Source organism: Ruegeria sp. CDSC051, assembly GCF_059610665.1.
Genome location: NZ_JBXWOC010000001.1, coordinates 1,075,598 through 1,098,450 on the forward strand (window position 1 = coordinate 1,075,598; position 22,853 = coordinate 1,098,450).

At 57.0% G+C, this 22,853-nt stretch carries 28 protein-coding genes and 1 tRNA gene; 17 read left to right on the forward strand and 12 right to left on the reverse strand.

Annotated features, from left to right (window positions below; translation table 11 throughout):
* The first annotated feature begins 133 nt into the window (after window positions 1-133).
* The 10 genes from secG to AC2FH0_RS05485 all read left to right on the forward strand — a co-directional run bounded on the left by secG (window position 134) and on the right by AC2FH0_RS05485 (window position 8,343).
* Window positions 134-499: a preprotein translocase subunit SecG gene (gene secG / locus AC2FH0_RS05440; RefSeq protein ID WP_142634600.1), complete on the forward strand. Its 366-nt coding sequence runs from the start codon at window positions 134-136 to the stop codon at window positions 497-499.
* A 161-nt stretch (window positions 500-660) separates the two neighbouring features.
* Window positions 661-2,304 carry a CTP synthase gene (gene pyrG / locus AC2FH0_RS05445; RefSeq protein WP_496700025.1) on the forward strand — a complete coding sequence of 548 codons (1,644 nt, stop codon included), beginning with the start codon at window positions 661-663 and terminating at the stop codon, window positions 2,302-2,304.
* A gap of 102 nt (window positions 2,305-2,406) precedes the next feature.
* Window positions 2,407-3,171, forward strand: a complete 765-nt coding sequence (locus AC2FH0_RS05450; protein ID WP_496693321.1) for an isocitrate lyase/PEP mutase family protein — start codon at window positions 2,407-2,409, stop codon at window positions 3,169-3,171.
* A 103-nt stretch (window positions 3,172-3,274) separates the two neighbouring features.
* The gene (locus AC2FH0_RS05455; RefSeq protein WP_142634606.1) at window positions 3,275-3,724 is read left to right on the forward strand and encodes a tellurite resistance TerB family protein; all 450 of its coding nucleotides are present in this window, start codon (window positions 3,275-3,277) and stop codon (window positions 3,722-3,724) included.
* Between the two features lie 20 nt (window positions 3,725-3,744).
* A complete protein-coding gene (locus AC2FH0_RS05460) occupies window positions 3,745-4,182 on the forward strand; it encodes a tellurite resistance TerB family protein (protein ID WP_142634608.1) in 438 nt (145 codons plus the stop codon).
* 5 nt (window positions 4,183-4,187) lie between these two features.
* A complete protein-coding gene (locus tag AC2FH0_RS05465) occupies window positions 4,188-4,910 on the forward strand; it encodes a phosphate/phosphite/phosphonate ABC transporter substrate-binding protein (RefSeq protein WP_496788758.1) in 723 nt (240 codons plus the stop codon).
* A 146-nt stretch (window positions 4,911-5,056) separates the two neighbouring features.
* On the forward strand, window positions 5,057-5,833 hold the full coding sequence (locus tag AC2FH0_RS05470; RefSeq protein WP_496709270.1) for an ABC transporter ATP-binding protein: 777 nt from the start codon (window positions 5,057-5,059) through the stop codon (window positions 5,831-5,833).
* A 33-nt stretch (window positions 5,834-5,866) separates the two neighbouring features.
* The gene (locus AC2FH0_RS05475; RefSeq protein ID WP_271946303.1) at window positions 5,867-6,580 is read left to right on the forward strand and encodes a transporter substrate-binding domain-containing protein; all 714 of its coding nucleotides are present in this window, start codon (window positions 5,867-5,869) and stop codon (window positions 6,578-6,580) included.
* A gap of 72 nt (window positions 6,581-6,652) precedes the next feature.
* Window positions 6,653-7,540 (forward strand): ABC transporter permease, encoded by an 888-nt coding sequence (locus tag AC2FH0_RS05480; RefSeq protein WP_142635158.1) that lies wholly within the window; start codon window positions 6,653-6,655, stop codon window positions 7,538-7,540.
* A complete protein-coding gene (locus AC2FH0_RS05485) occupies window positions 7,537-8,343 on the forward strand; it encodes an ABC transporter permease (RefSeq protein WP_496709269.1) in 807 nt (268 codons plus the stop codon). The genes AC2FH0_RS05480 and AC2FH0_RS05485 overlap by 4 nt, the downstream gene beginning before the upstream one ends.
* Window positions 8,344-8,492: 149 nt before the next feature.
* Here the strand turns inward: AC2FH0_RS05485 and AC2FH0_RS05490 are convergent.
* Both AC2FH0_RS05490 and AC2FH0_RS05495 read right to left on the reverse strand, forming a co-directional pair.
* Window positions 8,493-8,569: transfer RNA gene (locus AC2FH0_RS05490), tRNA-His, on the reverse strand.
* A 47-nt stretch (window positions 8,570-8,616) separates the two neighbouring features.
* Window positions 8,617-9,099: a GNAT family N-acetyltransferase gene (locus AC2FH0_RS05495; RefSeq protein WP_496690787.1), complete on the reverse strand. Its 483-nt coding sequence runs from the start codon at window positions 9,097-9,099 to the stop codon at window positions 8,617-8,619.
* Between the two features lie 77 nt (window positions 9,100-9,176).
* On the opposite strand from AC2FH0_RS05495, the gene AC2FH0_RS05500 reads away from it, so the two are divergent.
* A complete protein-coding gene (locus AC2FH0_RS05500; RefSeq protein ID WP_142634620.1) occupies window positions 9,177-9,365 on the forward strand; it encodes a DUF6324 family protein in 189 nt (62 codons plus the stop codon).
* Window positions 9,366-9,369: 4 nt separating this feature from the next.
* On the opposite strand, the gene AC2FH0_RS05505 is transcribed toward AC2FH0_RS05500, so the two are convergent.
* Window positions 9,370-9,801: an MmcB family DNA repair protein gene (locus tag AC2FH0_RS05505; protein WP_496788759.1), complete on the reverse strand. Its 432-nt coding sequence runs from the start codon at window positions 9,799-9,801 to the stop codon at window positions 9,370-9,372.
* A gap of 113 nt (window positions 9,802-9,914) precedes the next feature.
* Here AC2FH0_RS05505 and AC2FH0_RS05510 point away from each other — a divergent pair, with 113 nt between their 5' ends.
* Both AC2FH0_RS05510 and AC2FH0_RS05515 read left to right on the forward strand, forming a co-directional pair.
* Window positions 9,915-10,235: an ArsR/SmtB family transcription factor gene (locus AC2FH0_RS05510; protein WP_142634624.1), complete on the forward strand. Its 321-nt coding sequence runs from the start codon at window positions 9,915-9,917 to the stop codon at window positions 10,233-10,235.
* On the forward strand, window positions 10,232-10,657 hold the full coding sequence (locus AC2FH0_RS05515) for an SRPBCC family protein (RefSeq protein ID WP_281972322.1): 426 nt from the start codon (window positions 10,232-10,234) through the stop codon (window positions 10,655-10,657). The genes AC2FH0_RS05510 and AC2FH0_RS05515 overlap by 4 nt, the downstream gene beginning before the upstream one ends.
* 275 nt (window positions 10,658-10,932) lie before the next feature.
* On the opposite strand, the gene AC2FH0_RS05520 is transcribed toward AC2FH0_RS05515, so the two are convergent.
* Window positions 10,933-11,829 carry a LysR family transcriptional regulator gene (locus tag AC2FH0_RS05520; RefSeq protein ID WP_496704907.1) on the reverse strand — a complete coding sequence of 299 codons (897 nt, stop codon included), beginning with the start codon at window positions 11,827-11,829 and terminating at the stop codon, window positions 10,933-10,935.
* A 90-nt stretch (window positions 11,830-11,919) separates the two neighbouring features.
* On the opposite strand from AC2FH0_RS05520, the gene AC2FH0_RS05525 reads away from it, so the two are divergent.
* Entirely contained in the window at window positions 11,920-12,747 is an 828-nt protein-coding gene (locus AC2FH0_RS05525; RefSeq protein ID WP_496690790.1) for a TauD/TfdA dioxygenase family protein, read from the forward strand.
* Between the two features lie 112 nt (window positions 12,748-12,859).
* On the opposite strand, the gene AC2FH0_RS05530 is transcribed toward AC2FH0_RS05525, so the two are convergent.
* The 5 genes from AC2FH0_RS05530 to AC2FH0_RS05550 form a co-directional block, all read right to left on the reverse strand.
* Window positions 12,860-13,165 (reverse strand): hypothetical protein, encoded by a 306-nt coding sequence (locus AC2FH0_RS05530; protein WP_142634632.1) that lies wholly within the window; start codon window positions 13,163-13,165, stop codon window positions 12,860-12,862.
* Window positions 13,166-13,224: 59 nt separating this feature from the next.
* Complete coding sequence (gene nusB / locus AC2FH0_RS05535; protein WP_142634634.1) at window positions 13,225-13,707, reverse strand: transcription antitermination factor NusB; 483 nt, start codon at window positions 13,705-13,707, stop codon at window positions 13,225-13,227.
* On the reverse strand, window positions 13,704-14,255 hold the full coding sequence (locus AC2FH0_RS05540) for a 6,7-dimethyl-8-ribityllumazine synthase (RefSeq protein ID WP_496704909.1): 552 nt from the start codon (window positions 14,253-14,255) through the stop codon (window positions 13,704-13,706). Before AC2FH0_RS05540 ends, nusB begins: the two co-directional genes overlap by 4 nt.
* Before the next feature lie 2 nt (window positions 14,256-14,257).
* Window positions 14,258-15,379 carry a 3,4-dihydroxy-2-butanone-4-phosphate synthase gene (gene ribB, locus AC2FH0_RS05545; RefSeq protein ID WP_496690792.1) on the reverse strand — a complete coding sequence of 374 codons (1,122 nt, stop codon included), beginning with the start codon at window positions 15,377-15,379 and terminating at the stop codon, window positions 14,258-14,260.
* A gap of 109 nt (window positions 15,380-15,488) precedes the next feature.
* Entirely contained in the window at window positions 15,489-16,076 is a 588-nt protein-coding gene (locus AC2FH0_RS05550; RefSeq protein WP_142634640.1) for a riboflavin synthase, read from the reverse strand.
* Window positions 16,077-16,214: 138 nt separating this feature from the next.
* On the opposite strand from AC2FH0_RS05550, the gene AC2FH0_RS05555 reads away from it, so the two are divergent.
* The 3 genes from AC2FH0_RS05555 to AC2FH0_RS05565 all read left to right on the forward strand — a co-directional run bounded on the left by AC2FH0_RS05555 (window position 16,215) and on the right by AC2FH0_RS05565 (window position 20,745).
* A complete protein-coding gene (locus AC2FH0_RS05555; RefSeq protein ID WP_496700651.1) occupies window positions 16,215-17,513 on the forward strand; it encodes a capsule polysaccharide biogenesis protein in 1,299 nt (432 codons plus the stop codon).
* Window positions 17,514-17,605: 92 nt separating this feature from the next.
* Entirely contained in the window at window positions 17,606-18,739 is a 1,134-nt protein-coding gene (locus AC2FH0_RS05560) for a polysaccharide biosynthesis/export family protein (RefSeq protein WP_496704911.1), read from the forward strand.
* Entirely contained in the window at window positions 18,739-20,745 is a 2,007-nt protein-coding gene (locus AC2FH0_RS05565; protein ID WP_496788761.1) for a capsule polysaccharide biogenesis protein, read from the forward strand. Before AC2FH0_RS05560 ends, AC2FH0_RS05565 begins: the two co-directional genes overlap by 1 nt.
* Here AC2FH0_RS05565 and ribD read toward each other — a convergent pair.
* From ribD to AC2FH0_RS05580, 3 genes are all read right to left on the reverse strand, one after another.
* Window positions 20,742-21,842, reverse strand: coding sequence for a bifunctional diaminohydroxyphosphoribosylaminopyrimidine deaminase/5-amino-6-(5-phosphoribosylamino)uracil reductase RibD (ribD, locus tag AC2FH0_RS05570; RefSeq protein WP_496788762.1), 1,101 nt, complete (start codon window positions 21,840-21,842; stop codon window positions 20,742-20,744). The two genes, AC2FH0_RS05565 and ribD, sit on opposite strands and share 4 nt — an antisense overlap.
* Window positions 21,839-22,309, reverse strand: coding sequence for a transcriptional regulator NrdR (nrdR, locus tag AC2FH0_RS05575; RefSeq protein ID WP_142634651.1), 471 nt, complete (start codon window positions 22,307-22,309; stop codon window positions 21,839-21,841). The genes ribD and nrdR overlap by 4 nt, the downstream gene beginning before the upstream one ends.
* A 121-nt stretch (window positions 22,310-22,430) precedes the next feature.
* Window positions 22,431-22,844, reverse strand: coding sequence for a secondary thiamine-phosphate synthase enzyme YjbQ (locus AC2FH0_RS05580; RefSeq protein WP_142635160.1), 414 nt, complete (start codon window positions 22,842-22,844; stop codon window positions 22,431-22,433).
* Between the last annotated feature and the right edge of the window lie 9 nt (window positions 22,845-22,853).

Below are 22,853 nucleotides of genomic sequence, written 5' to 3' on the forward strand. Positions count from 1 at the left end.
CCATCCCCTTGCCTGTCCAGTCTCTTTGCTGTGATCCCGAAGATCACTTGGCGTGATGGTAACTCGTGACTTGCCCCCGGAACCAAACTTGCATAAGTACCTCGCGATACACGCCACGCTGTACAGGACCACCATGGAAAACGTCGTTCTCATTATCCATCTTCTTCTGGCTTTGGGCCTGATCGCCGTCGTCCTGATGCAGCGGTCCGAAGGCGGCGGCCTTGGCATGGGTGGCGGCGGAGGCGGTGCCATGGCTGGCCGGTCGGCTGCAACAGCATTGGGCAAGGTGACCTGGATTTTAGCCGCGTGCTTTATCGTCACTTCGATCACGCTGACCATTCTGGCGGCACAAAAATCCTCGGGCAGCTCTGTGCTTGACCGGATTGGGACACAGGCACCGGCCGCGACCGAAGAAAGCACACCGGCAATTCCGTCGGCGGATGACCTGTTGCCTCCGGCACAGGGTGACAACGCGCCTTTGATCCCGCAGGCCAACTGACACACAAAACCTAGAAACCGAAAAGAGAACTGCAACAGCATCTTGCGGTTCTCTTGCGCTATTGGCGCGAATCCTTTATACGTGAAGTCCCGTGATGCAGCGGTTTTTCTTGAACCGCCGGGCAGCTGATATTGACGTCTCACGGGGAGCAGCCGAAAAACATGGCGCGTTTTATTTTCATCACTGGTGGTGTGGTTTCATCCTTGGGCAAAGGATTGGCTTCGGCGGCTTTGGGCGCGCTGTTGCAAGCCCGAGGGTATTCGGTGCGTCTGCGCAAGCTGGACCCCTATCTGAATGTCGATCCGGGCACGATGTCGCCCTTTGAACATGGCGAAGTGTTCGTTACAGATGACGGGGCAGAAACCGATCTGGACCTTGGCCATTACGAACGTTTTACCGGCGTAGCCGCGCGCAAAACCGACTCGGTCAGTTCCGGGCGGATTTATTCCAACGTGTTGGAAAAAGAACGCCGCGGCGATTACCTGGGCAAAACCATTCAGGTGATCCCGCACGTCACCAATGAGATCAAGGATTTCATCGCCATAGGCGAGGATGAGGTTGATTTCATGCTGTGCGAGATCGGCGGCACCGTGGGCGATATCGAAGGCCTGCCCTTCTTTGAGGCCATCCGCCAATTCAGCCAGGACAAACCACGCGGCCAATGCCTGTTCATGCACTTGACCCTGCTGCCCTACATCAAAGCCTCGGGCGAATTGAAAACCAAACCAACCCAGCACTCGGTGAAAGAGCTGCGTTCGATCGGTCTCGCCCCCGACATTCTGGTCTGCCGGTCCGAAGGCCCGATCCCGACCAAGGAACGTGAAAAGCTGGCTTTGTTCTGTAACGTCCGCCCCGATAGCGTGATTGCTGCGCAGGACCTCAGCACCATCTACGATGCTCCGCTCGCCTATCACCGCGAGGGACTGGATCAGGCGGTTCTGGATGCCTTCCAGATCAGCCCTGCCCCCAAGCCCGATCTGACCAAATGGGAAGACGTCAGTGATCGCATCCACAACGCCGAGGGCGAAGTGAAGGTCGCCATCGTCGGTAAGTACACCCAGTTGGAAGACGCCTATAAGTCGATTGCCGAGGCGCTGACCCATGGCGGCATGGCCAACCGGGTGCGCGTCAAGGTCGAATGGGTCGATGCCGAGGTGTTCGATACCGAAGACGCCGCCCCGCATCTGGAAGGCTTCCACGCGATCCTCGTGCCCGGCGGATTCGGTGAGCGCGGTACCGAAGGCAAAATCAAGGCTGCGCAATATGCCCGCGAACATAAGGTGCCCTACCTGGGCATCTGCCTGGGCATGCAGATGGCCGTAATTGAGGCCGCGCGAAATGCCGCTGGCATCAAAGAGGCCGGGTCCGAGGAATTCGACCATGAATCCGGTAAAAAGCGGTTCGAACCGGTGGTCTATCACCTGAAAGAATGGGTGCAGGGCAATCACAAGGTCGAACGCAAAATCGGTGATGACAAGGGCGGCACCATGCGCCTGGGCGCCTATGACGCGGTTCTGGCCGAAGGGTCAAAAGTGGCCGAAGTCTATGGCGGTACCGCCATCGAGGAGCGCCACCGCCACCGCTATGAAGTGGACATCAAATACCGCGACAAGCTGGAAAAAGCCGGTCTCAATTTCTCAGGCATGTCCCCCGACGGGCGGTTGCCAGAAATCGTCGAGTGGTCGGATCATCCGTGGTTCATCGGGGTCCAGTACCACCCCGAGCTGAAATCAAAGCCGTTCGACCCGCATCCTTTGTTCCGCGACTTTGTGCGCGCTGCCAAGGACACCTCGCGTCTGGTCTGACACCAGGCACGAAAGCAGATTGTATCGGTCAGCGCGAAAAGACTGTACGCGCTGACCCTTTGCACGGTTAACTGTCCGCAACTCAGAGATAGGAGACCGGCCATGACCGATCAGATCACCAAAGCACTGACATTCGCGGCTCTGCACAAAAAGGGCGAACCGGTTATCCTGTACAATATCTGGGATGCTGGCAGTGCCGGTGCCGTGCGCGACGCTGGCGCCCAAGCCATTGCCACTGGAAGCGCTCCTGTTGCGATGGCACAAGGGTTCAGCGACGGCCAAAACATCCCGATGCAGGTCGCGCTGGACAATGCTCGCCGGATTGTCGAATCCGTTGATCTACCGGTTACTCTGGATTTCGAAGGTGCGTATGCGGCTGATGCTCAGGGTATCTCTGCCAATATCAGGCTGGCCCTTGAATCCGGCGTTGTCGGCTTCAACTTCGAAGACCAGATCATCGGATCAAAAGACTTGTACGATATTGAAACTCAGGCCGCCCGTGTCAGCGCGATGCGTGAAGGCTGCGATGCGGCTGGCGTTCCTGCGTTTATCAACGCGCGGACCGACATTTTCCTGAAGGCGCAGCCCGAAACCCATGATGATGCGATGCTGGAAGAGGCAATGGTCCGAGCACAAGCCTATTCAGATGCAGGGGCCAGCGGATTCTTTGCCCCCGGCCTACGGGATCAGGCCATGATTGCCCGGTTGGTAAAGTCAATCGACCTGCCGCTAAATATCATAGCATTACCCGGCACACCGGACACCGCCACTTTGGCTGGGCTGGGAGTCGCGCGTATAAGCTATGGCCCTGTACCCTATCGGAAAATGCTGGCCTGGCTGCAAGACGAAGCGCGAAAGGTACTCTGACCCAGCGCGCTATCCGGCTGTAGCAGGCGGTCTTTTGATCATTCTGAGCCTTGCGCGATAGTCCGTGCTTGGCGGGTTATCAAATATGGAATAATCTCTGACCATGTTGAAAAAACTCTTTCAGGCTTTCCGCCCGCCACAACACGACAATCTGCCCGACCCAGACGCTGAACTTGCACTCGGGGCGCTTATGGTGCGCGTTGCACAAGCGGACAGGGATTATAAGCTGGAAGAGATCAGCCTGATCGACCGTATCCTCGCCCGACTTTATCAACATAACGCGATCGAAGCCGCAAAGGTCCGCGCCACCTGCGAGAAACTGCACGCAGCCGCACCGGAAACGGACACGTTCGGTAAGCTGATCCGGGAAACCACGGACCTGCACGAGCGCTTGGCCGCTTTGGATGCCCTCTGGGAGGTGGTTCTGGCCGACGGGAATACAGATGAGGGCGAGATGAAAATCGTCGAAGAAGCCCGCATCGCCATGGGTCTGAGCTTTAACGACAGCAAGACCGCCAGAAAGCGTGTGCAAAGACGCTTGGAAGAGGCGTAAGGCCTCTCTATACCTGTCTCATGTTTAGTGATTTTCTGTCTCGACTGACCCAGCCTCAGCCCGCCCCTTTCACCGATGACGATGCTCGACTGGCCTTGACGGCCCTGCTGGTGCGCGTTGCCCGATCTGACAACGACTATGCCGACAGTGAAATGGCGCGAATCGACCGGATTTCGGTTGAACGCTATGACCTATCCCCGTTCGAAGCCGCCGGCCTGCGCGCCCGCGCCGAAGATCTCGAGGCCGAAGCACCGGACACCGTACGGTTCACTCGCGCAATCAAAGAGGCCGTTGCCTATGACGACCGCCTGGCAGTCGTTCAGGCCTTGTGGTCGGTCGCTCTGGCGGATGGGCACCGCACGGGTGAAGAGGATTCCTTACTGCGACTGGTCGTCAGCCTGCTGGGCATCAGTGATGTCGACTCTGCAATGGCCCGTCAAAAGGCTGCCAAATCTTGATAGCCATGCTGGGCATGTACGACATGCCTGCGCTGCGCCCTGCGAATGATCGGTTTTGGGCATCGATTCGGGATTACCTTGGCTATGGCCCCGCAAACCTAAACCGAGACCGGGATGTCTGGGATGTCTGGTTGGACTCGGATCTGGTTTTTGCCCAGACCTGCGGCATGCCCTATCGCACCCGGCTGCATGGCAAGGTGCAGTTGGTTGGAACGCCGGATTACGCGTTGCCTGGCTGCCCACCTGGCCATTACCGGTCGGTTTTTGTAGCCCGCCGCCACGACCCCCGCGATCTTGATGAATTGGCCGATGGTGTTTTTGCCTATAATGAACCGCTGTCGCAATCCGGATGGGCCGCCCCAATGGTTCACCTTGAACGATACCACCGAACACCATCGTCGGTTCTGCAATCCGGTGGTCATGCGCTGTCTGCTCAAGCCATTTCCGAGGGCCGTGCCGATTATGCCGCGCTGGATGCGCTGACATGGGAGATGCTGAAGGTCCATTCCGACCTTCCAAAAGCTCTGCGTGAGGTCGCCGAAACAACCCCAACTCCCGCGCTACCTTATATCACAGCGAAGGATCAGGACGCCACTCAGATCGCACGCGCTGTTCGCAACGCGATTCTAACCATGTCACCGCAAGATCGGAACCTTCTGCACCTGCATGACCTGATCTCTATTCCTGCCAAAGATTATCTGCGCGTCCCAAATCCGTCGAAATTGTAAACTGCGATGGATAATTCATGATCAAATTGACCAGAACGCTTCGTCAAATTGACGGAATCACCCGCTTACTCTGTCATTTGCGCATTGCATTGATCTGATTTTTAAGCCCTAGTACCGCACCAACACCAATAACACCTGGACCAACCGTGACAGATTCAACTCCCGTCATTGAGATCAAGAACCTACACAAGAGTTTCGGCAATCTGGAAGTGCTGAAGGGCGTGGATATCACTGCCAGACGGGGCGATGTCGTATCTTTGATTGGGTCCTCGGGGTCTGGGAAATCCACTTTATTGCGGTGTTGCAACCTGTTGGAAGACAGCCAGCAGGGCGAAATCCTTTTCAAGGGTGAACCTGTTCGTTGGTCCGGTAACAGCCACACGCGCCGGCCTGCAGATGCAAAACAGGTACTGCGCATTCGCACAAACCTGTCCATGGTTTTCCAACAGTTCAACCTGTGGGCTCATTTGACCATCCTGCAGAACGTGATGGAAGCACCTGTAACGGTATTGGGCCGTGACAAAAAAGAAGTTGAAGACAGCGCACGCAAATACCTTGAAAAAGTTGGTATTGGCGACAAGTGCGACGCCTACCCCGCACAGTTGTCTGGTGGCCAGCAACAGCGTGCCGCGATCGCGCGGGGGCTGTGCATGGAGCCCGAGGCGCTTTTGTTTGACGAGCCCACGTCGGCGCTGGACCCCGAATTGGAACAAGAAGTGATCAAGGTGATCAAAGACCTGGCTGCAGAAGGCCGCACCATGATCATTGTGACCCACGACATGAAAATGGCCGCTGATATCTCTAGCCATGTCGTTTTCCTTCACCAGGGCCTCATCGAAGAAGAAGGCCTGCCTGAAGATCTCTTTACTACCCCTGAATCTCCACGGCTTCAGGGCTTTCTTTCCGCCACTCAGGCGGCATAACTTCAGATCAGAACCAAAACTGGGGAGTATCCAATGAAAAAACTGATCCTGACCACTGCGGCCCTTGCGCTGAGCGCAGGCATGGCTATGGCAGACACCATCCGGATGGGGACCGAGGGCGCCTATGCACCTTGGAACTTCGTCAATGACGCAGGTGAGATCGACGGCTTTGAGCGCGAGCTGGGCGACGAGCTGTGCAAACGCGCAGACCTGACCTGCGAGTGGGTCAAGAACGACTGGGATTCGATCATTCCGAACCTGGTCTCGGGCAACTACGACGTGATCATCGCTGGTATGTCGATCACCGACGAGCGTGACGAGGTCATCGACTTTACCCAGAACTACACACCGCCGGATCCCTCCGCCTATGTAGCAATGTCGGATGACGCCGATGTTGCAGGTGGTGTGGTCGCCGCACAAACTGGCACCATTCAGGCTGGCTATATCGCCGAATCCGGCGCGACCCTGGTCGAGTTCGCCAGCCCCGAGGAAACCATCGCTGCCGTACGCAACGGTGAGGCCGATGCGGTTCTGGCCGACAAATCCTTCCTTGCCCCGATCGTCGACGAAGACGCAGATCTGCGCTTTGTGGCCGATGAGGTTCCGCTGGGTGGTGGCGTCGGCATTGGCGTCCGTGAATCCGACGGTGAGCTGAAAGAAAAGCTCAACGCAGCCATCCAATCCATGAAGGATGACGGCAGCCTGAACGAGCTGATCACCAAATGGGAAGTGTCTTCGACCTTCTAATTCTGATCCGGCGGCGTGCCCCAGTCTACGGGCGCGCCGCCCCAGCGCCTTTACCACCTGAAGAGGCCCGCCATTTTTTCGTTCTGCACTGATCCCGACACGCTGGGAACCTTTCGTTGGTTCTCGTGCTATCTGACCAATGGTGTGCATTGGTCCTTTTACCTGTCCTTCCTCAAGGTACTGGCCCTGCTTGCCGTGACGGCGCCCGTAGCGCTGGGTTTCGGGTTCGTCGGGGCCATGGCTGCCCGTTCGCACGTTCTGCCGGTCAGTTGGCTGGGTAAGGGTTATATCGCCATCGTGCGCGGCGTGCCGGATATCGCCTTTTTCATGTTCTTCGTGATTGCTTTGGATCAGGCATTCGAATGGACGCGGCATCAAATTCTCTGCCCGGACTGGACGGATTCGATCCGACAGGGCAACGACTTTATCGTCTGCCAATCTGCCAAACTGCCACTGGGCACCTCGCCGGAATGGGTGCACGAAACCTATGGGTTCTTTCTGGCTGTCATCACTTTCTCTATTGTTTTCGGTGCTTTCGCCGCCAATGTTCTGTTCGGCGGCATGCGGGCCGTACCCTATACACAGCTGGAAACCGCCGAAGCCTATGGGATGTCCCGTCGCCAGACATTCTGGAAAATCCTTGTGCCTCAGATGTGGGTTTATGCCCTGCCCGGTCTCAGCAATCTCTGGATGGTTCTGATCAAGGCCACGCCGTTGCTGTTCCTTCTGGGCATCGAAGATATCGTGTACTGGGCCCGCGAACTGGGCAGCACCAAGACTCCGAAGTTTACGCAATACCCACACGGTGACTGGCGCATGTGGTATTTCCTGTTCCTGCTGGTTTTCTACCTTGGCTTCACCCGTATGTCCGAGATCGGGCTTGAACGCCTGATGCGCCGGCTCTCGCACGGACAGGCCACCGCCGCCGGAGAATTGCTGCGCAAGGAGACCACCGCATGAGCTGCTTGCAGACCATTCAGGACTACGGCCTGCGATCTCTTGGATATGGCGAGCGCCTGCTGCCAAAATCCGACTTTACCTTATGTGAGCACTTTACCCTGATCGGGTCTGGTATGATCTGGAATATCTATTTCGGAATCATGGCGCTTGCGACCGGATTTTTCCTGGCCACAGCACTGGCGCTTGGCAAAGCTTCACCCAGTTTCTGGCTGCGCAAACCTTCGGAATGGTTCATTTTCATCTTTCGAGGTTCGCCGCTGTTCATTCAGTTTTTCTTTGCCTATTTCTTCTTCCTGTCGCTGAAGAAATCCTATCCGATGTTCGATTCTCTGACGTCGGCCTGGATAGGGGCTCTGATCGTTCTGTTTCTGAACACAGCCGCCTATTCAGCCGAAATTTTCTTTGGCGCGCTCCGATCCATTCCCAAGGGCGATACCGAGGCTGCAGATGCTTATGGCATGTCCGGCTGGTCTCGCTTCCGGCGGATCGTCTGGCCCACCATGCTGCGGCTTGCCTGGCCCGCCTACACGAATGAGGCGATCTTTCTGTTCCATGCCACCACGCTGGTGTTCTTCTCGGCCTTCCCCGCCTGGCAGCAACGAGGCGATGCGCTGTATTACGCAAGCTATTTCGCGGACAAGACGTTCAACCCCTTTGTCGCCTATCCAATCCTTGCCTTCTATTTCATCTTACTGACGCTTGTGATCGTTGGGGGGTTCGGCCTGGTGAACAAGCATCTGAACCGTCATTTACCTGCGGAACGGAAAACAAAGATGCGCTTTCGCCTGAATCTGGCACGCTAAGAACCTACCGGGGATGCAGCCGCTGCAATCCCCGGAAAAGACAATTTCTCAAATAATAATCGGTACCGTTTTGAGTGAAGGCAGCCCTTCGATTTGCGCGGCGGCTTAGGGGCCGAACTAGCTTGGGAATTTTCTGGCAATCGGTGAGATGGTACCGCCTCCCTGGCTTGAACAGGGGACCTCTGGATCCACAATCCAGCGCTCTAACCAACTGAGCTAAGGCGGCACTTGTGAAGGGCGATGTACCGAACGCGTTCACGGAATGCAAGAGGATTAAAGCTGAATTTTCCAGCTTTGTTCGACCAGATCAACCCCGAAGGAATGGACCGGTTTGCTATCCATCAACTGCCACCCAGTGGACCCATAAAGCGCACAGGCAGCCTTGTGGCTTTCATGCGTCCACAGCCTCATTTCAGTGTAACCGGCGCCGCGAGCAAAGCCCATGCAGCTCTCCAGCATCCGCTTTCCCAGGCCCATCCCACGCGCTTCGGGCAACAGCAAGAACAAGCGCAGTTTTGCGGTCGTTTCACTCAGGGCAACGCAGAAAATACTGCCCAAAGGTTTACCGTCACATTCGGCTATCCAGCCACGCTCGCGCTTGGCATCATGGTCCGAGATGAAATCGTCGAGGATTTCTTTCACCAACACGGCAAAAGAGTCGTCAAAACCCTCGTCTCGTGAATACAAAAGATCATGCACAGCCACCAACCACGGCGCGTCCAAAGCTTCAAAGGGTCTGATCTGAATAGAGTGCATCCCCTATTTGAACGCAAAGGTAACTTGATTCTCAAGCCTTTGCGCGCTAGCACGAACTCTCATCCCCGGAGGCACACATGAGCATCAATACCGAAAGTGACATTCAGGCGAATTTGCAGATCGGACCAACAGATCAGGGGATGGTGCGCCTATTCATCGAAGCGGAAAACCTTGAAATTCCAATGGATTTCGATCCGGAAGAAGCCGAAGAGATTGCCGATGAACTCCGTGCTGCTGCGCATGCCGCACGGGCGGTAAAAAGCTGAGCTATCAGATTCTGGGATCTCTCAGGGACTGCAAGCGCCGGGCTGCATCTGTGGCAAATTTCTGGATCATCTTCTTCCGCCGGGCCGGAGCTATCTTGTCCTCTGGTGCCATACGCACGATCTCGGCGTCATAAGCATCGGCAATGATCAACCCGGTCTCGGCAGGCAACAGCTCGGTCGGAAACTCCGTATTCACTGCCCAGAAGAATCGATCACACCACTCCAAATAGCCCTGCCATTTGGAATCCGACTGGAAATCAGCGCGGCTTGATTTACATTCGATCACCCAAAGCTCACCCTTAGGACCCAGCCCCATCACATCAACCCGCAGTCCGCGTATAGGCACGAATTCCTCAACGGATACAAAGCCATGCGCCGTCAGGTGACGGGCGACGCCACGTGCAAGTCTTTGTCCGGGTTGCAGGTCCAATGTCATATCCCAAATGTGAACAATTAGTGAACAAATGTAAAGTGAGCCCATACGACTTGACATAGTACCATTTGGTATTGCATTAATGTGAAACCAAATGGTATCTCTTTAGGTTGCATATGGAAAACCAAACTCAAAACGCGTTCCGCGCTCTGGCTGACCCTACCCGCAGGGACATTGTGCAGATGTTAGCACTGCAGGACATGACGATCGCTCAGTTGACTGATCGCTTCAACATGACCCGCGCGGCGGTCAAGAAACATCTAACCGTGCTGTCGGATGGCGGCCTGATTGCCGTCGAAGCCCGTGGCCGGGAACGCATAAACCGACTTGAACCAAAAGGCATGGCCCCTGTTCTGGATTGGCTCAGCTACTTTGATCAATTTTGGGATGAACGCCTTAACTCTCTTAAAGAAGCTGTTGAAAGGAAATCAAAATGACTGATGCCGTTCTAAGGAAATCCATCTTCCTGAGGGCCGAGCCCGAGACTGTCTGGGCCTATCTAACCGAACCCGACCGGTTGGCGGAATGGTTTCACAAACCCGAACGCCCCCTGGCGCAGGGCCAAAAGCTTGAGATGTTCGGAACAACCAGTGGCGACCTGCTGATCTGGGGAGAGGTCCGCGAGGCGCGCCCTCCGTCCTATCTGGAATATTCGTTCACGGTTAAGCCGATGGGAGACGCGGTCAGCATCGTGAAATGGACCCTGGAACCGGTGGCGGGCGGTACACGCCTGGACCTGCTGCACGAAGGTCTGCCGCAAGGTGCCGAAGCCTTTGGCCTGATCCTGGCGCTGGACAATGGCTGGGACGAGCATTTTGGCAAGATGCGCGTGGCCTTGCACGAAACTGTTGACGCCTGACCCCTTGTGCGAACCCGCCGGACGCCCTACTTAGGCCCGTGGCGGGTTCTGCCCTTCTTGTGACAGGTAGCATTCTGGTGGCCTTAAGCAATTCCGAGGGGGCTGGCTCTGTTCAGGTCCTGGCCTGATTACCTGGCGCCCACCTGTACATACAGGTCCTCGGGAATCAAACCGCACGGTTGACTGGTGGTCCCGCCACACTCGATCCAAACTCCGGCAGGAAATAGCCGGATTTACGAGCTCTGGGTTCTGACCTGCGGGCCAGATCGCGCTAATCATACCTGGAGCAGACAGGCATCAAGAAATGCTTTTACGGGTTCGGGTTGCCGAATGGCGCGGGGCTGCACAATCACAACATTAAAATACCCGATATCCTGTGCCAACGGACGCGCTACGACCGCATCGCCTTCTATCGTGCGGCTCGCCTCTGGCGGAAAACCAACCAGCGTGAACCCAAGCCCTTTGCCAACATAAGCATGCACCAACTCTCGTGATTGCGAGGTCAGCGGCACTTCTGGATCAAGCCCGGCGGCCTGCAACAGGTCAAGATAGCTTGGACCCGGACCGGAACGCGACACTGCAATGTAGGGCATGCCTGTCAGCTGCTCAAGCTGTACGCTGTCGGCATGCGCCATAGGGTGGGAGGCCGGAAGTAAAACCAGAGGCGCCAGTTCTTTAAGTACTTCAACGTGATGACGTTGGGGATCAAACCCTTGATCAAACACCACAAGCGCGTCCAACTCGCCCGCATCCAGCGCAGCAACGAGGTTCGGGAAATCATCCTCAACAACCTCGATGCGGATACCGGGATGGCTTTGGCGAAAAGCCAGAACAGCTGGTAGAATGATCTTCTGCGCAATTGCATAGTGTGTCCCGATCACAATAGACCCTGTTTTACCCTCAGCCATCACAGCGGCCCGATTGCCGAGCGCGCCTGCTTGCATCAGCAACGCTTCGGAATCCGTCAAAAAGGCTGCGCCAACGCGGGTCAACCTCATCCCGCGTGCGGGAAAGCGATCAAACAACGTCAAACCAGTGACATCTTCGAGTTTGTCGATTGCCGATGAAATAGCGGCGGCCGAAACATTCAGGTTCCTGGCTGCCTGCGCGATACCGCCACATCGCGCCGTCTCGGCGAAGAACGACAACTGGCGCAAAGTGAAACGTATCATCAATAAAATCTTCTCTTTACAAATTTTAAATCAGTTTTTTCGACCTTTAGCAATGCGCTACCCTGCGTTTGAAACTCAGGGAGAAAGCAGATGGACATCAGACCACTTACCGGCGGTGTGGGCGCAGAGATCATCGGCGCCGATATCCGAGACGGCAGCCTGTTCGACGCCATTCATACGGCCTTTGCTCAGCACTCTGTCATCGTACTCAGAGCGCAGGATGTCGGCCCGGATGAGCATCTGGCGTTTGCCCAACGCTTTGGCGCGATCAACATCAACCGCTTCTTCAGGCCGGTCGAGGGGCATCCAGAAATCGCTATGGTGCTGAAGGAAAAGGATCAGAAAGAGGCCATCGGAGAGGGCTGGCATACCGATCATTCCTACGACCAAATCCCGGCGATGGGGTCTATCCTGCATGCTTTGGAAACCCCGCCCTTTGGAGGCGACACGCTGTTCGTCTCGATGGGTGCGGCTTATGAGGCGCTGTCACCTACCATGCGGAGCTTTCTGGATGGGCTCTGGGCGGTTCATTCCTCTCGGCACGTTTTTGGAACAAGCACACAGGACAGTGAAGCGGCGCAAAGTGGTCGGCTAAGCAATGCACAGGCAGCCACCCAAGACGCGCGACATCCTGTGATCATAAAACACCCCCTCAGCGGGCGGCGCGGTATTTATGTGAATCCAGTGTTCACAACCCATATCGAAGGCCTGAGCGCTGATGAATCAGCAGCCATCCTTGCAATGCTATATGACCATTGCCAGCAACCCGAGTTCCAATGCCGCATTCGTTGGCAAACAGGCGACATGACCATCTGGGACAACCGGGCCACATGGCACAAAGCGGTCAATGACTATCATGGATTTCGACGATTGATGCACAGGGTTACCGTGGAGGGTGTCGCCTTGTCTGCCGAATGACCCGAACCCTGTCAGACAAAAGTCACAACGCAGTCAGACTAAAACTGACGCCCTGACCTACCAATTACGGCGGGCAAGCTCTGCGTCCACCTCAGCCGGCGTGTCACCTGTCTTAACGCCCAGTACGTGCCTCTTGTTTGATCAAGGCAGGCTTTAGCCTGACAGAAACCGGCGTTCCACCGCGCGGACCGCCGGGTTTTTCGGCCATGCTCATAATGGCATAGGCAAACTGTACACCGGCAAAGACGATCCCGTTCATGAACCAGATCATCGCCAGAGCAACCAGGCCGATATCAGAACCAGTAATCAGATGACGCAGGTTGGCGACATTCAGGGCCAGAAGCACCCCGACAAAAATTGCCGAGATGGCAAAGCCCCAGGCCACTTGCGTGATATACAAACGGATCAGTTTGGGCATGGCGGACCTCATTGCGCTGTAATATTCAGTTTAACGCATACTTGATCCGTGTAAACGCGTCAGAACGCCTCGGGCTTGGCCTCGTGCGCCATGTGATCCAGCACTGCGTTGACAAATTTGGTCTCTTTACCTTCGGGGAAGAAGGCCCGCGCCACATCGACGAATTCAGTGATGACCACCTTGGGCGGTGTGTCGTTCTGTGTCAGCTCTGCTCCGGCGGCCCGGAAGGCCGCGCGCAGGGTCGGGTCGATCCGGGCAATTGGCCATTTGGCAACCAAAGCGCGATCGGTCATCTGATCGATCGGCGCCTGATAATTGACCGCATCTTCAACCAGCTTGCGGAACAGGCGAATATCGCCGTCCAGCATTTCCTCGCCCTCATAGACGGCGCCAAAGCGGTGATCCAGAAACTCGGTCACAACCTGATCGGTTGTCTGACCCGATTGCTCCATCTGGAACAGCGCCTGCACGGCATAGAGCCGAGCGGCGGATTTCATCAGGCGTTTCTGGTTGGCCGGTTTTGGCGCGTCTGTCTTGGTCATGCTGTCGTGGATCCGTTGCTGTCGCCCGCCACAAGGATGGACTCGGACGGCGGCTTGAACCCGACGCCCTTTTTGGAAGAGCCCCACTTACGGCTGAGCGCGATCAGATGCAAGGCCGCAGCGGCAGCCCCGCCCCCTTTATTCATTTTTTCCGGATTGGCGCGCACTTCGGCCTGATCGTCATTCTCGACTGTCAGGATACCGTTGCCGATGCACAGCCCCTGCAGACCCATCAGTTGGATGGCACGGCTGGAGTCGTTGCAGACGGTTTCGTAATGCGTGGTCTCTCCGCGAATGACACAGCCCAGCGCGACATAGCCGTCAAAATTGCACTGACGGTCCGCCATGGCGATAGCCGTCGGGATTTCCAAGGCGCCGGGCACTTCGACCACATCACAGGTGCCGCCTGCCCCTTCGATCTCGGCCTTTGCGCCAGCCACCAGATTGTCAGCGATGACGCGATAGAACGGGGCCACAACGATCAACAGCTTGACGGGTTTGTCGAATGTCGGCGTTGGCAGCAAGCCGTGTTTGTCTTGTTCAGCCACAATCAGTCCTCCCTGAGGATTGAACGGGTCCCGACAATGGACAGGCCAAAAGCGTCGAGCCCGAGATAAACGGTTTCCGGCGAGTCGGTCAGCAGCACAAGTTCCTGGATCCCCATCTTGGACAGGATCTGCGCCCCCAGACCGGTTTGTTTGATGGTGCGTGGGCCCTCATCTTCAGCCGCATAGAGCGAGTTGCGCGGTTGGCGGAACAGACAGACCACACCGCGCCCTTCATCCGCAATCTTTTCCATCGCGCGCGGCAACTCACGTGAGGATTTCGGGCCAAGACCCAGAATGTCGGGCGCCTCGTGCAGCGCATGGGTCCGGGTCAAAACCGGCTCGGGCGTGGTGATGTCACCCTTGACCATCACGACATGTTCGATGCCATGGGTCTGATCGGTGAAAATCCGCATTTCCCAGTCGCCGCCATATTCGGATGTGACGGTTTCCCGAGATGTCTCAACCACCAGATTGTCATTGCGCGACCGGTAGGCGATCAAGTCGCTGATCGTGCCGATCTTCAACCCGTGTTCCTTGGCGAATTCGACCAGGTCAGGCAGCCGCGCCATGGTTCCGTCAGGGTTCATGATCTCGCAGATCACACCCGAAGGGTTCAGCCCGGCCAGGCGTGAGATATCAACGGCGGCCTCGGTATGGCCCGCGCGCACCAGCACCCCGCCCCGCTTGGCCCGCAAGGGGAAGACGTGACCCGGCGTGGCGATATGGGCCATCGTGTTTTGCTCGTTGATCGCAGTCGCCACAGTCAGCGCCCGGTCACCAGCGGAAATGCCAGTCGACACTCCCTCGCGCGCTTCTATCGACACGGTGAACGCGGTCTCATGACGTGACGAGTTGTTCACCGCCATCATAGGCAGACCCAACGTGTCAATCCGTTCCGCCGTCATTGGCAGGCAGATCAGGCCGCGACCATGGGTGGCCATGAAATTAATTGCCTCAGCATCAGCGAACTCGGCGGCAATCACCAGATCGCCCTCATTCTCGCGATCTTCGTGATCAACCAGGATGTACATCCGGCCTTTGCGCGCCTCGTCGATGATCTCTTTGATCGGGCTGATTGCCGCGCGCAGCTGGGCCTCGACCGGTCCGGGAGTTTCAAAGCTCATGGGGCAGCCTTTCACATGCCAAGTTTGACCGGGTGGATAGACCACCGCGCGGTCAAAGACCAGACCGCATGCGGCACCGTTCCGGTCAGACGCGACGTTGAATTGTGGACTAGGACATTTCAGCGAGGCGCGCGACATAGCGAGCCAGCGTGTCGATCTCAAGATTGACCCGGTCGCCGATGCCGACATCCCCCCAGGTCGTCACCTCTTTTGTGTGCGGAATGAAGTTGATACCAAAATCGCACCCGTCCACATCGTTTACGGTCAAAGAAGTACCGTTCAGCGCAACTGATCCCTTGGGTGCAATGAAGCGGGCCAGATCTTTGGGTGCGCGCAAGGTTACCCGCGTGCTGTCGCCCTCGTCCAGAACGGCGACCACTTCTGCGACGCCATCAACATGACCAGACACGATATGACCGCCCAACTCATCTCCGACCTTCAGCGCCCGCTCTAGATTGACACGTTTGCCGACGGTCCAGCGATCCAGATTGGTTTTCGAAACGGTTTCCGCGCTGATTTGCACATCATACCAGTCTTCGCCCAATGCGATGACTGTCAGGCAAACGCCGTCGCTGGCAATGGATGCACCAATATCAATCCCCGGGGTATTGTAGGCGGTTTTGATCCGCGCCCGCAGATCGCCTTGCTGCTCCAGTTCGGTGATGGTGCCGATATCTGTGACGATCCCCGTAAACATTGCGTTAACCCTCTGTTTCTAACCTGATGCCAGCGCTCACCGTCGAGGTAAGCGTAAGCGCGCCTACGGGCAAGCCCCAGGTTGCCGCAAATACGACAAACAGGCATAATTCCTCATCTAACGACAAGAGCAGCAGAAATGTCACCACTCAACGGCGCTGCGCAAAAACGCGTATTTCTTTTCCTGCAAGGACCGCACGGGCCGTTTTTTGGCGCGCTTGGTAAGATCCTGCGCGCAGCGGGTTCCGAGGTGTGGCGCGTGGGTTTCAACGCCGGGGATCAGGCTTTCTGGTCTGATAAGGCCAGCTTTATTCCCTATGCTGGCAAACCCGAGAACTGGCCGGTAAAATTTGTTGACCTGGTTGTCGGCCGCGAGGTGACAGACATAGTCCTGTATGGCGATACGCGTCCAATCCACGCCCAAGCCATCCGCATCGCCCGCGCCCACGGGATCACTGTTCATGTTTTCGAAGAAGGGTATCTGAGGCCCTGGTGGGTCACCTACGAACGCACAGGTACGAATGGCAATTCGCATCTGATGAATCTGGAAGTTACCCAGATGCAGCGAGCGCTGGAGCGTACTGATGCGCCGATGCCGCCCCCTCCGACGCATTGGGGTGATATGCGACAGCATATTTTCTATGGCGCGCTGTATCATTGGTTTGTTCTGTTCCTGAACGGCAAGTATCGCAATTTTCGAACCCACCGTGACCTACCGGTTTCGAAAGAGTTCAGGCTGTATTTCAAACGGCTGGCAATGATGCCGTTCCACAGAATCCGGCGGCGTATGGCGACGGAGCGAGTCCGGCGGGGCGGGTTTCCCTATCACTTGGCATTGCTGCAACTGGGACATGACAGTTCGGTTCAGTCACACTCGGACTTTGACTGCATGTCCGAGTTTCTTGAGCAGGTACTGCACGGTTTTGCAAATGGCGCACCAACGCACCATCATCTGGTCATCAAAGAACACCCGCTGGAAAATCATCGGGAACCATTGCGCCAGGTGGCACGAAAACTGGCCAAAACACTGGGTATCGCTGATCGGGTCCATTATGTACCCGGGGGCAAACTGGCCACATTGCTCAACGAAGCGAGCTCGGCCGTGACGATCAATTCAACTGCGGGTCAGCAGGTATTGTGGCGCGGCATTCCTCTGCGCGCCTTTGGCAAATCGGTCTATGACAAGCCCGAATTTGTTTCCAGCCAACCGATCACTGATTTCTTTTCCAATCCAGATATCCCCGATACCGAAGCCTATCAAAGCTATAGGCGTTTTCTGCTTGAAACCAGTCAGGTCCCCGGCGGGTTTTATTCACGCCGTGGGCGGCGACAGTTGCTTAGGCGCGCCGTGGATATGATGCTAAGGGCGAAAGATCCCTACCAATCCGTGCTGACCGACAAAGAGGCGCGGACGCCACAGTTGAGGATCGTTGAGTAAATCACCCCTCTTGATGCTGGCGATTGCAGTTGGAAACAAGTACGCTGCTGGAAACAAAAGACCAAAACCAAGACGTTCGAGGATATTCGGCAGTGCAGCGCTTTCCAATCCGATGGGGACGGGGTGTAACCCTTGTGGCCGTTCTTGGCCTGCTGGCCGCGTGCCAACTACCTAAAACCGGCCCAAACAAATCCGAAATCCTTGCCGGTTCGACCACGAAAGGTGGAAACGCCTATGTTGTTGAGGTTGACGACCGGGTGGCGCAGGTCACGTCCGCAGTGCCTCAATACGGGTTCTCGCAAACCTTCCGTAGCGCTCAGAACCTGACCGCCGACACGGTTCGTCCGGGTGATGTACTGGGCCTGACAATCTGGGAAAACGTGGATGACGGGCTGTTATCCGGAGAGACCGGTGCCTCAACATCCCTGGAAGAGGTACAGGTCGACAGCGAGGGCTTCATCTTTGTTCCCTATGCCGGGCGCCTGCGCGCAGCCGGAAACACGCCGGAACAGCTTCGCATGTTGATCACGGAAAAGCTCCAGGACCAGACCCCTGATCCTCAGGTCGAAGTGCGCCGTATCGCCGGGGACGGATCAACCGTCTCACTATCGGGCACCCTGTCCGCACCCGGGATCTATCCGATCGAACGACCAACCCGCACACTGGCCGGAATGCTGACACGGGCTGGCGGCGTGATCGAAGGGTCCGATATCGCCCTGGTGACACTGATCCGAGGCAATCAAAAAGGGACGGTCTGGTACAATGACTTGTTCCGCAACCCGGAATTTGACGTTGCCCTGCGGGGTGGCGACCGCATTCTAGTCGAAGCCGACAACCGGTCCTATGTCGCCTTGGGGGCGACGGGCGGTCAGTCGCGCGTGGCATTCGACAGTCAGGATCTGTCCGCGCTGGAAGCGCTGGCACAGGTTGGTGGCTTACAGCCCCTGTCTTCGGACCCGACCGGCATTTTCGTTCTACGAAAGGAACGACAGGACATTGTCCGGTCAGTCATGGGAAAACCGGACCTGCAGGGAGAGCAGCGCATGATCTACGTGCTGAACCTGACAGCACCCAATGGCCTTTTCATCGCCCGCGACTTTGTCATCCGCGATGATGACACAATTTACGTCACCGAAGCACCTTATGCGCAATGGAGCAAATCCATCTCGTTGATCGCCGGTGGCCTGACCCCGCTTGCCAATGTCACGACCCTGACAGGCGGATGATGCCCTCCGTTCCACAAGGAACGCATGCCAAGGCCGAACGCAGTCGTCTTTTGGTCTATAATGGCGGATTTCTGACAGCCGCGCGCGTGCGGAGAATTCTGTCACTGGCCGGATATGATATCGGCATCGGCACGCCCAAGGGGTCGGATCTGGTGGGTATCTGGGGCAATAGCCCGACGGCACATCGTGGACTGCGTATAGCGACCAAATACAATGCTCCGATCTTGCGCGTAGAGGATGCATTCCTGCGATCTCTGCACTCAGGACGCAGTGGCGAGGCTCCGCTGGGTCTGCTGCTTGATCGCAGCGGTGTGCATTTTGATCCAACACAGCCTTCGGATCTGGAAACACTTCTTGCGACCGACCCGTTGGATAATACGGCCCTGCTGAACCGGGCACGTGGCGGGATGGCGCGGCTGCGCGAACTGCATCTGAGTAAGTATTCCGCCTATGATCCCGCGACCCCTGCGCCGGATCCAGGGTATGTCCTGGTTGTCGATCAAGCACGCGACGATGCTTCTGTAAGGGCAAGCGGCGGCGATGAGGCCCGGTTCCGCGAGATGCTGGTTATGGCGCAAGAGGAGAACCCCGGCGCGACCGTTCTGATCAAAACCCACCCCGACACGATCGCAGGGCACCGGCCCGGATATTACTCTGCCGATGATCTGACCGACCGCGTATCCTTTCAGCACAGCGCCATCAGCCCCTGGACCTTGTTAGAGGGCGCTGTGGGCGTCTACACCCTGTCCTCGCAACTTGGGTTCGAGGCCATATTGGCCGGTCACAAACCCCGCGTCTTCGGCCAACCGTTTTACGCCGGATGGGGTCTTACCCAAGACGAAGCCCATTTCCCAAGACGCCAACGAAACCTGACGCGCGCTCAACTCTTCGCCGCCACCATGGTTCTTTATCCCAAGTGGTACGATCCCTATCGGGATCAGCTGTGCGAATTCGAATCCGTGCTGGACACGCTTGAAGGTCTGACCCGCGCCTGGCGACAAGATCACAAGGGCTGGACGGCATCCGGGATGCGGCTTTGGAAACGCAGGCACCTGCAGCACATGTTTGGGTGCGAGAAAAAGGTAAAATTCACGCCTGACGTTCCCGAAATCCCAGATCGTCCCCACATGGTTTGGGCGCGGCACGGCCGTGATATGGAAAACGTCACACGGGTCGAGGATGGCTTCGTTCGGTCCCGTGGGTTGGGGGCCAGCCTTGTGCCGCCTCTGTCGCTGTCGCTGGATGACCTTGGGATCTATTACGACCCGACCAAACCCAGCAGGTTGGAAGAGATGATCGCCAAGCGGGAGACCCTGCGGCCGGATCAGGAATTGCGGGCCGAGCGGTTGGTGACACAGATTATCGCCGGAGCGGTCAGCAAATATAACACCGGCGGCCCGGTTCCGGACTTGCCAAAAGGTCACCGCATTCTGGTGCCCGGACAGGTCGAGGACGATGCCTCGATCCTGTTTGGAACCAGCACCGTTCGCACCAATACTGAACTTCTGCGCACGGCCCGAGAGATGAACCCGACCGCCGTTCTGATCTATAAACCGCATCCCGATGTCGAAGCTGGCCTGCGTGAAGGTGAGGCCGAGGCTGAGGGGCTAGCAGACCTGATCGTCACGAACACCGATCCCGCCGCATTGTTGGGTGAGGTTCAGGAGGTCTGGACCATGACCTCTCTGCTAGGGTTCGAGGCGCTGATGCGCGGATTGCCGGTCACAACGCTCGGTGCACCCTTTTATGCTGGTTGGGGTTTGACCCAGGATTTGGGGTCCGTCCCCGCCCGTCGTGGTGCACGGCCCTCCCTGCTGGGATTGATCCATGCCGCACTGATCGATTACCCGAGGTATCTGGACCCTGTCACCGGCATGCCCTGCCCTCCGGAAGTGGTATTGGAAAGGCTGACAGACGGCTACCAGAGCCGATCTGGCCCCGGCCTTAGACTGCTCTCGAAACTACAGGGCGTTTTCGCAACACAGGCGCATCTCTGGCGCCGTTAGCGCAATGCCCGCGCCCAGCGATGCATCACGTCTTGACCGATGATGCGGGTCTCCAGCAGCTCAAACCGTGGTGCCTCATCCAGACGATCCATACCAAGCGCCCCGATGGCAGGCAAACCTTCGGCACCAATCGCAAGCCCGGCACTGAAGCCGATCAACTCATCAACCAGTTCATCCACCAAAAGCGACGCAGCCAGGGACGATCCGCCCTCGCAAAAGACGCGGGTCAAACCCTCCTGCCCCAACTGCAGCAACAGGTCAGCGGCGTCAATGTGATGATCGCGTAACGCGCAGGGGATAAGCCTTGCGCCCAGTCCTTCCCACGCTTTTGCACGTTCGGCATCCGGTGACGGACTATGGCACAACCACACCGGAATTTTCGAGGCGGTGCGTGCCAGTTGACCCATCAACGGGATATCCAGATGGCGCGAAACGACGACGCGCACAGGCTGACGTTCAATCCCAAGATCCCGAACTGTCAGAGAGGGGTCGTCTACGCGCGCCGTACCTGCCCCAACCATAACAGCATCATGCGTTGCCCGCATGGCATGAACAGCCCGCCGCGAGGTCTGACCCGTAATCCACTGACTATGGCCGCTTTCGGTCGCAATGCGCCCGTCAAAACTGCTGGCCAGTTTAAGCGTGACAAATGGCCGGCCCTGTTCGGTCTTTAGAAAGAAACCGGCGTGGTCGCGGGCCGCCTGATCCGCAAGAACACCGGTTGTCACGTCAATCCCAGCCTCGCGCAGCATGGCAAAGCCCTGCCCGGCAACACGCGGATCACTGTCTTCGATGGCTGAAACAACACGCGCCACACCGGCCTCAATCAAGGCCTGAGCGCAAGGCGGGGTCTGTCCGTGATGGGCGCAGGGTTCAAGCGAGACATAAGCAGTCGCGCCACGCGCCTGCGATCCCGCCTGTCTTAACGCTTCGGTTTCCGCATGTGGCCGACCACCAGGTTGCGTCCAACCACGCCCAACAATCCGCCCGTCCTGTACGAGTACGCAGCCAACGGATGGGTTGGGCCAGCACGTCCCCTGTCCGCGCCGCCCCAAGGCAAGGGCCAGCGCCATATATCGCTTATCTGTTTCGCTCACTCGTCCGTCGAAGGCTGCGGCGGGCGCAGTTCGTGGACAAACTCCTCGAAATCATCGGCCGCCTGGAAATTCTTATACACGCTTGCAAACCGAACATAGGCAACGGTGTCGATCCGCGCCAGAGCTTCCATAACAATTTCACCGATCTTGCTGGACGGAATGTCGGTATCGCCCATGCTTTCCAGCCGTCGCACAATACCCGAGATCATCTGATCAATGCGTTCCGGATCAATCGGGCGTTTCTGCATCGAGATACGGATCGACCGTTCCAGCTTGTCTCGATCGAAATCCTCGCGTTTTCCATTGGTTTTGATCACAACCAGATCGCGTAACTGAACGCGTTCATAGGTGGTGAACCGTCCGCCGCAAGCCGGGCAGAAACGGCGCCTGCGGATCGCGACATGATCCTCTGCCGGGCGTGAATCTTTGACCTGAGTGTCGATATTTCCGCAAAACGGGCAGCGCATCCGCCGTCTCCTCGTCTCTTGTTCCGCCTCTTTTAGTAAGCGCTGTGGCCCACTTATCCACAACTATAGGGCAGCCTCTAGGATTTGGGTAGTCGGAAATTTTTACCGCTAAATAAAGGGGTCACGCGAAATGCGCAGCGACGCGTCGGTTGTGTGATTGGGTCCGGTGTTCAAACAGATAAACGCCCTGCCATGTCCCCAGCATGGGCACCCCTGCGGCGACAGGAATGCCCAAGGACACAGGCAGCAACGCAGCTTTGATATGTGCTGGCATATCGTCTGGCCCCTCATAGGTGTGCCTTAAATACGCCATCGACGGATCATCCGCCGGTGGCACTAGACGTTCGAAAAAGGCCTGCAAATCCGTCCGCACCTCGGGGTCCGCATTTTCCTGAATGGCCAGAGAACACGAGGTATGGCGCACAAACAGGGTCAACAATCCGTCGCGACCGCTTGGGGCAAGCCAGTCTCGTATACCCGAGGTGAACTCATACAGCCCCGGCCCCTGCGTTGAAATTATAAACTCGGTCTGCAAAACGCGGGT

Coding starts and splice junctions, on each gene's coding strand:
- AC2FH0_RS05450 (WP_496693321.1), top strand. CDS start 2,407: ATGACCGATCAGATCACCAAAGCACTGACATTCGCGGCTCTGCACAAA.
- AC2FH0_RS05550 (WP_142634640.1), bottom strand. CDS start 16,076: ATGTTTACGGGGATCGTCACAGATATCGGCACCATCACCGAACTGGAG.
- AC2FH0_RS05465 (WP_496788758.1), top strand. CDS start 4,188: ATGCTGGGCATGTACGACATGCCTGCGCTGCGCCCTGCGAATGATCGG.
- AC2FH0_RS05485 (WP_496709269.1), top strand. CDS start 7,537: ATGAGCTGCTTGCAGACCATTCAGGACTACGGCCTGCGATCTCTTGGA.
- AC2FH0_RS05495 (WP_496690787.1), bottom strand. CDS start 9,099: ATGCACTCTATTCAGATCAGACCCTTTGAAGCTTTGGACGCGCCGTGG.
- AC2FH0_RS05520 (WP_496704907.1), bottom strand. CDS start 11,829: ATGATACGTTTCACTTTGCGCCAGTTGTCGTTCTTCGCCGAGACGGCG.
- secG (WP_142634600.1), top strand. CDS start 134: ATGGAAAACGTCGTTCTCATTATCCATCTTCTTCTGGCTTTGGGCCTG.
- AC2FH0_RS05525 (WP_496690790.1), top strand. CDS start 11,920: ATGGACATCAGACCACTTACCGGCGGTGTGGGCGCAGAGATCATCGGC.
- AC2FH0_RS05555 (WP_496700651.1), top strand. CDS start 16,215: ATGTCACCACTCAACGGCGCTGCGCAAAAACGCGTATTTCTTTTCCTG.
- AC2FH0_RS05460 (WP_142634608.1), top strand. CDS start 3,745: ATGTTTAGTGATTTTCTGTCTCGACTGACCCAGCCTCAGCCCGCCCCT.
- AC2FH0_RS05510 (WP_142634624.1), top strand. CDS start 9,915: ATGGAAAACCAAACTCAAAACGCGTTCCGCGCTCTGGCTGACCCTACC.
- nrdR (WP_142634651.1), bottom strand. CDS start 22,309: ATGCGCTGCCCGTTTTGCGGAAATATCGACACTCAGGTCAAAGATTCA.
- nusB (WP_142634634.1), bottom strand. CDS start 13,707: ATGACCAAGACAGACGCGCCAAAACCGGCCAACCAGAAACGCCTGATG.
- pyrG (WP_496700025.1), top strand. CDS start 661: ATGGCGCGTTTTATTTTCATCACTGGTGGTGTGGTTTCATCCTTGGGC.
- AC2FH0_RS05515 (WP_281972322.1), top strand. CDS start 10,232: ATGACTGATGCCGTTCTAAGGAAATCCATCTTCCTGAGGGCCGAGCCC.
- AC2FH0_RS05565 (WP_496788761.1), top strand. CDS start 18,739: ATGCCCTCCGTTCCACAAGGAACGCATGCCAAGGCCGAACGCAGTCGT.
- AC2FH0_RS05530 (WP_142634632.1), bottom strand. CDS start 13,165: ATGCCCAAACTGATCCGTTTGTATATCACGCAAGTGGCCTGGGGCTTT.
- AC2FH0_RS05505 (WP_496788759.1), bottom strand. CDS start 9,801: ATGACATTGGACCTGCAACCCGGACAAAGACTTGCACGTGGCGTCGCC.
- AC2FH0_RS05455 (WP_142634606.1), top strand. CDS start 3,275: ATGTTGAAAAAACTCTTTCAGGCTTTCCGCCCGCCACAACACGACAAT.
- AC2FH0_RS05500 (WP_142634620.1), top strand. CDS start 9,177: ATGAGCATCAATACCGAAAGTGACATTCAGGCGAATTTGCAGATCGGA.
- AC2FH0_RS05475 (WP_271946303.1), top strand. CDS start 5,867: ATGAAAAAACTGATCCTGACCACTGCGGCCCTTGCGCTGAGCGCAGGC.
- ribB (WP_496690792.1), bottom strand. CDS start 15,379: ATGAGCTTTGAAACTCCCGGACCGGTCGAGGCCCAGCTGCGCGCGGCA.